Below are 6,058 nucleotides of genomic sequence, written 5' to 3' on the forward strand. Positions count from 1 at the left end.
TGTTTTTTGTTCTATGGCCAAAACGATATCCCCGCGCGCTCTGGGATGCCTGGCCCTATTGTACCCCACACCTCTGCCGGGGGTGGGGCCGGCGCCCGGGCTCGGCGCGGCCGCATCGCCGCACGGTTACGGTGTCACGGCGATCGAGTCGAACAGCTGCTCCACCGACAGTGCCGCCGATGGTCTCGACGTACCGGACCGCTTTCGCCGTGCGCGGGTGCTCCCAGAGCGAGGTCGGGTTCCCGTCGAACCAGCCGAGATAGCGTTGGTAGACCGCCTTGACGTTGTGGCTCACCGACCCGTAATAGCCACGGGCGCTCCACGCGTCGGCCAGGTTCGGCGACAACTCGAACTGTTCGGCGATCTCCGGGCCGTTGAGTCCCTCGTTCATCATCCGCAGGGTCTGGTCGTGCAGGTACATGTACAGGTCGCGCTGCAGCGCCAGGAATTCCATGATGTTCTCCGCACCCCAGGTGGGCCAGTGGTGCGAGGCGAACGCGACGTCGGCGTCGACGGCGAACATCTCGATCGCCTCGTCGATGTAGCGCGACCAGATCCGCGGATCGCGCACCTGGGCGCCGCGCAGGGTCAGCAGGTTGCGCAGATTGTGGGTCGCGTTCTCGGCGAGACAGAGGGCGCGGTGGCGGGGGAAATAGAGGTTCATCTCCGCGGGCGCTTCGGTGCCCGGCGTCATCCCGACGCCGTACATGTAGGTGCCGCGCCGCGTCATCACGACACCCGCGTAGACGTTCTCCGACACGGCCTCCGCCATGAGGCCGGCGGGCGTGAGAATCGGCCCCTCACCACGACCGTCGGGCAGCACGCCGTCGACACGCCGGCTGGTCAGCTGCGTGTCTTCCCGGCCTTCGGGGATGTCCGCAGCTGACCGGCTCCGCTACAGGTTGACGCCGAAATCGCGGGCGATGCCTTCCAGGCCGGAGGCGTAGCCCTGGCCGGTGGCGCGGAACTTCCACTCGGCGCCGTTGCGGTACAGCTCGCCGAAGACCATGGCGGTTTCGGTGGACGCGTCCTCGGAGAGGTCGTAGCGCGCGAGTTCCTCGCCGTTGCTGCGGTCGAGGACGCGGATATAGGCGTTGCGCACCTGGCCGAAGGACTGGTTGCGGGTGGCGGCGTCGTAGATCGAGACCGGGAACACGATGGAGTCGATCGTGGCCGGGGTGTTGGCCAGGTCGACGTTGATCGTCTCGTCGTCACCGTCGCCGGCGCCGGTGGTGTTGTCGCCCGCGTGCTCGATCGCGCCCTCGGGCGACTTCAGGTTGTTGAAGAAGACGAAGTGCCCGCTCGACACCACCTTCTTGTCGGCGCCGAGACCGATGGCGCTGGCGTCGAGGTCGAAGTCGGTGCCGGTGGTGGTCCGCAGATCCCAGCCGAGGCCGACCGCGACGGCGGTGAGGTTCGGCGCCGCCTTGGTCAGTGAGACATTGCCGCCCTTGGACAAGCTGACACCCATATCGAATCCCCTTGCTCATCGCGGCACGAAGCGCGCCGACGCCCACACCCTAGCGTTCGACTCTGAACGTTTGCTGTGATCAATCCTGTTCGGCCGCACCCGTTTCCACGGGCATGCGGTCGGCACCCCAACTGCGCCGCAGATAGCCGATCACCCGGTCCAGCTCCGCGCGCTCGACGGCGGCCAGCTCACCCGGCTCGAGCGGATCGAAATGGAAGATGTAGAGCCGCGAGGCGAATTGCTCGAAGGGCAGCGACGCTTCACCGAAACGCTCACCGTGCCCGGCTGTTCCGACGACGACCCCGTCGCCCCAGTCCTGGCCGCTGTCGTTGTTCGGGTTGTAGAAGTACACCCGCATCACGTCCTGCGGGTCGAGGCTGACGCGCAGCACGGTGATCGCGTGCCAGCCGACGAAGCGGGCCGCGCTGTCGGTGACGGCGATACCGGCGGGCTGCGGGTGGATCACCGGCTGGTTGCCGTTGTAGAAGGGGTGATACCCGGCGTAGAAGTGGCGCAGGAATTCGTCGAGGTCGGTCAGCTGTCCGGTGGCCACGTCGACATTGATCCGGAAGCCGCGTCCGGACCACCAGCCGTGGAATTCCGGGTTGATCCAGCGGTGCGGATCGCCGTCGCGGCCGATACAGCGCCGTCCCATCTCCGCGTAGATCCGGTCCAGGTGCGGTACCACCAGCAGCGATACCGGGTCCAGATCCAGTTGCAGCGCGGTCGATTCCGTGTCACCGGTCTCGCGCGAGGAGATCGGCTGTCCTTCGAAGTGCATGACGATCTCGTCGTCGCGCGCGGCCCACACCAGCGTCTGCAGCAGATAGTCAGGGTCGTTGTAGGCCCACATCGACAGTGCCCGCGCCGATTGGCAGGTGGGGTTGTCGCCCTGCCCGATTCCCAGCGGCAGGCCGAGAACCGACAGCATCCCCGACAGCAACCACGCCCGCGGTTCCGGCGTCGGCCCGAACACCTGGGTCAGCCGCCGACGCGAGTGCGGCGAAAGCCGCAGTGCCAGTTGACGCCACAGCGCGGGCGCGACCGGCGGCTGATAGAGGATGCCGCGTTCGAGCAGCAAGGTGAGTCCGTACACGCACTGCGCCGTTTCGACGTGGACGGCCTGCTCGATGAGGGTGTGGACGAGTTCGTGATAGCAGAGCAGGCTGTCGCGGCCGGTGCTGGACAGACCCATCGCCTCGCCGAGCAGGTACGCACCCTTGGTGAGCAGAAAACGCAGCAGCACAGCGTGATACGGCGAGACCAGCCCGGTGTCGTGCATGGACCGCGCGAATCCCGTTGCCTCGTACTGCAACGCACTGTCGTCCATCGATTCCAGCCGCGCGCGGTAGACCTCGACCCCGGGGTCTTCCCTGCACCCCTCGGTGGTCCCGTAGAGGCTGCTGATCAGCCGGTCGGCGCCCAGACCGCTGGCGCCGAGATCCACGTCGGGATTCGCCCGGGCCACGGCGATCTGGGTGATCATCCGCTTGACCCCGTCGACCTGGATCGGCCGTTGCCGCAGGATGCGCCAGATCTCGTCGACCAGGTTCTCGAGCACCTTCTCGTACCCGACCTCGGCGACGAGATAGTGCAGCAGCTCGCGCGAGACCTGCGCCATCCGCCCCTGCTGTTCCCGCTCGGCCTCGGTGGGCGGGGAGAACAGCAGCGACAGATTCACCGCGAGTACCTGCGACAGATGATCAGCGGCCTGTTCGGCCGAAACCAGCGCGTGCCGATATTCGCCCTTGGCCACCGCGAGCAATCGCAGATCACTCACCGCCTCCAACACCATGGTGTCGGCGTTGGCGCTGCGCAACGCACCGGTACTCAGCGCCGGGATGAGGATCTGCGGTTGTGCCCAATCCGTGCCGAGGAACAGGCCCGCGGTCTCCAGCTTCTCGGCGCGTTCGCGCACCGCGGCGCAACCGCCGGGCAGCAGAAGCACCCGCCGCAGGGAGTCCATGACCCTGGGCAGCTTGACCTGCTTGCCGAAATCGCCTGCGTCCGCGAGGGACTGTGTGGCGTGGTCCATCGTGGCGAGGCGCCGGTCCAGGCTCGTCCCGTCGTGGCCGTCCGGACTCAATCGCCGATCCCTTCGCCCACCGTTGCCATGGCAACGGATCAGATATAGAAGTCGAGCTCTTCTTGTCGCTTCAACAGATCCCGCAGAGTGTACGGGTCCTCACCGAAGAAATAGAGCAGACCCCAGTGATTACCGAATGCGGTTCGTTTGGTGACCTTTTCGGCCTGCGGCGCGGTGAGCTCGTGCGTCTCGAAGTAATCGTGATCCTCGGTCTCGGGCGGCACCGACAGCCGGCTGACCACACGTCGCCGCGGATACACGCCGAAGCACCCCGCATGGCCGGTGGCATCCACCACTTCCTTCGGGAAGAACGCGTCGATCTCCTCGTCGGTGGTCTTCGGGTCGAACGCCAGCACCAGTGCGTGGTAGGCGTTGAAACCGTATGTCCGTTCCAGTAGTTCGAACACCTTGAAACCCGGTGGCCGGTAAGCGACCTCGCCGAAATACATTTCCCCGTCGCTGGTGACGAAGTACTCGGGATGGATGAAGCCGAACTCGATGTCGAAAGTCTTGATCAGCTTTTCGACCTGCCGGGTGATCTCGGGCCGATATTTCTCGAGTTCCGGCGTCGCGGGGACGAACACCGAGTATCCGAGCGTCACGTACTCCGAGATGTTCAGGAAGCAGATGCGGCCGTTGTGGACCCAGGCCTCGACCGCGAACTCCCAGCCGTCCAGGTGTGATTCCATCAGCATCGGGAACTCGTCGTCGGGGATGGAGTCCACCTCGTCGGGGGTCCGGATGATCCGGTGACCGAGACAGCCCGCCTTGTCGAACGCCTTGAGGTGAATCGGATCGTTGGGATCACCGTCGAGTTTCAGCAGGGTTTGATTGACCCGCTTCAGGAATCGGATCACGTCATCGCGTTCGTGCGCCTCTTCGAAGATTCCGACCCGGATACCGCCGAGCTGCGCGCGCCGCTTCATCAACGACTTGTCACGCAGCAACATCGACTGCCCGAGCAGGCGAGGATTGTCGAGCAGGACGGAGTTGATCGCCCCGGCCCATTCCACCGTCTCCTCGAAGATCGGAATGGCGACATCGACCCCCTTTTTCTTCAGGGTCTCGGCGATCTCCATCGAACGATCGTTGAGCCGCTCGAAATCCCAGGGGATATAGGGTATGTCGTGCTCCGTGCAATAACTTTCCGCCCATTCGGGCGCAACTACGATATAGCGGCGGTCGAACCGGTCAACCGCCTCGACCGCATTCAAACTCCAGCCCAGCAGGGCTACATAACCTTTGTTCGGGTTTCGACTTTTCGATTCGTCAGCTGAAATCGACAAACCTTATCCCTTCTCGAACTCCACAGCCCGGAAACCGGGACGCTGAAATGAATCCCTGCAGGGCTGCCATTTTCATGGAGTACCCGGCCCCTGCTCGATCAACCATGACGAAGCTGTGACCGAGGGCTTGTGACCGGGCGTGACCAGCACCCACCCCACGGCGGGACTACGCTCAGGCAATGCCCGGTCCAGAGACCCCTCCGCCGCCACGCAACGGTGTCGGCCTCGCGTCGTTGGTGCTCGGCATCATCGCCTGCGCGGTCTCGTTCATTCCTGTCGTCAGCGAGTTCGTCGCCGCCCCAGCCGGTATCGGCGCCGTGGCCGCCGCGTTCATCGGCTGGGAACGGATCGAGAACGGTGTGGCCACCAACCGCGCCGACACGATCGCGGGCGGCATCCTCGGCGCGATCGCCCTGGCGGTCACGGCCCTCGTCTACCTCGCGACCCACTCCGGCTGACGAGCGTATTCCGTCGTCATGCACGGGGCGGGCGAAGTCCGTAGCCTGAAAATCGTGATTACTCTCAAGAAGGAAGACGGCGCGGCCGATCTCGCCGGTATCACCAAAATGAGCGTGGGGGTGAGCTGGGATCCGTCGGCGGGTTCCAGCGGTGGAATTCTCGGAATGGCCCGGCGCAAGCGCGGTGTCGACCTCGACCTGATCGCCGTGCTGTTCCAGGGCGCTGAGCCGGTGCGATTCGCCGGCCTGGATTCGCTCGACCCGCTCGGCAACGGATCGGTGCTGCACACCGGCGACGAGCAGACCGGTGCGGCCGCGGGCGACGACGAGACCGTGCACGTCACGTTCGCCAATGTTCCCCCCGCGATCGACTCCATCGTCTTCGTGGCCGTCGCGTTCAAGAAGGGCAGTTCCTTCGAGAAGGCGAACAACGTCTCGTTCAAGATCTACGACGCCACCGGCGGCGATACCCAGCCTGTCGCCGATATCTGGCCGTCACTGCTCGGTGCGGAGAACGCCAACGCGATCGCGCGGACCTTCCGCAACGGTCCGGTGTGGCAGCTGGAGGTCCTCGACCGCAAGGGCAAGATCAAGCAGGGCGATCGCCAGGCGTTGCTGCGCTTCGCGATCGGCTGACATCGCGGCGGCGGGGCCCGGCGCGCGGTGGGCCCCCGGCCCCCCCCGCGCCGGGGACCACCAACCCCAAAAAAACCAATATGGTCAAAAACCAAAATACTAAAATAACGAGTAATATAAA

At 65.0% G+C, this 6,058-nt stretch carries 5 protein-coding genes and 1 pseudogene; 2 read left to right on the plus strand and 4 right to left on the minus strand.

Features of this window, described 5'->3' with window-relative positions; genetic code table 11:
* Positions 1-172: 172 nt before the first annotated feature.
* From ACFULV_RS33350 to ACFULV_RS33365, 4 genes and pseudogenes are all read right to left on the minus strand, one after another.
* A pseudogene (locus tag ACFULV_RS33350) lies at positions 173-805 on the minus strand (alkyl sulfatase dimerization domain-containing protein); the annotation flags it as partial.
* A gap of 90 nt (positions 806-895) precedes the next feature.
* Positions 896-1,471: a TerD family protein gene (locus ACFULV_RS33355; RefSeq protein WP_067457219.1), complete on the minus strand. Its 576-nt coding sequence runs from the start codon at positions 1,469-1,471 to the stop codon at positions 896-898.
* 79 nt (positions 1,472-1,550) lie between these two features.
* Complete coding sequence (locus ACFULV_RS33360) at positions 1,551-3,506, minus strand: hypothetical protein (protein WP_378663888.1); 1,956 nt, start codon at positions 3,504-3,506, stop codon at positions 1,551-1,553.
* An 89-nt stretch (positions 3,507-3,595) separates the two neighbouring features.
* Positions 3,596-4,636 carry an acetyl-CoA carboxylase biotin carboxylase subunit family protein gene (locus ACFULV_RS33365; RefSeq protein ID WP_378629625.1) on the minus strand — a complete coding sequence of 347 codons (1,041 nt, stop codon included), beginning with the start codon at positions 4,634-4,636 and terminating at the stop codon, positions 3,596-3,598.
* 386 nt (positions 4,637-5,022) lie between these two features.
* On the opposite strand from ACFULV_RS33365, the gene ACFULV_RS33370 reads away from it, so the two are divergent.
* Together ACFULV_RS33370 and ACFULV_RS33375 are read left to right on the plus strand one after the other, a co-directional pair.
* Positions 5,023-5,301 (plus strand): hypothetical protein, encoded by a 279-nt coding sequence (locus tag ACFULV_RS33370; protein ID WP_378663807.1) that lies wholly within the window; start codon positions 5,023-5,025, stop codon positions 5,299-5,301.
* A gap of 54 nt (positions 5,302-5,355) precedes the next feature.
* Complete coding sequence (locus ACFULV_RS33375; protein WP_378629622.1) at positions 5,356-5,937, plus strand: TerD family protein; 582 nt, start codon at positions 5,356-5,358, stop codon at positions 5,935-5,937.
* Positions 5,938-6,058: the final 121 nt, after the last annotated feature.

Origin of the sequence: Nocardia sp. NPDC057272, from assembly GCF_042668615.1 — a bacterium.
In the GTDB taxonomy this organism is placed as follows: Bacteria; Actinomycetota; Actinomycetes; order Mycobacteriales; family Mycobacteriaceae; genus Nocardia.

What these genes read in the sequence shown, in the direction of transcription:
- ACFULV_RS33355 (WP_067457219.1), bottom strand. Translation starts at nt 1,471, where the DNA reads ATGGGTGTCAGCTTGTCCAAGGGCGGCAATGTCTCACTGACCAAGGCG.
- ACFULV_RS33365 (WP_378629625.1), bottom strand. Translation starts at nt 4,636, where the DNA reads ATGGAGATCGCCGAGACCCTGAAGAAAAAGGGGGTCGATGTCGCCATT.
- ACFULV_RS33370 (WP_378663807.1), top strand. Translation starts at nt 5,023, where the DNA reads ATGCCCGGTCCAGAGACCCCTCCGCCGCCACGCAACGGTGTCGGCCTC.
- ACFULV_RS33360 (WP_378663888.1), bottom strand. Translation starts at nt 3,506, where the DNA reads ATGGACCACGCCACACAGTCCCTCGCGGACGCAGGCGATTTCGGCAAG.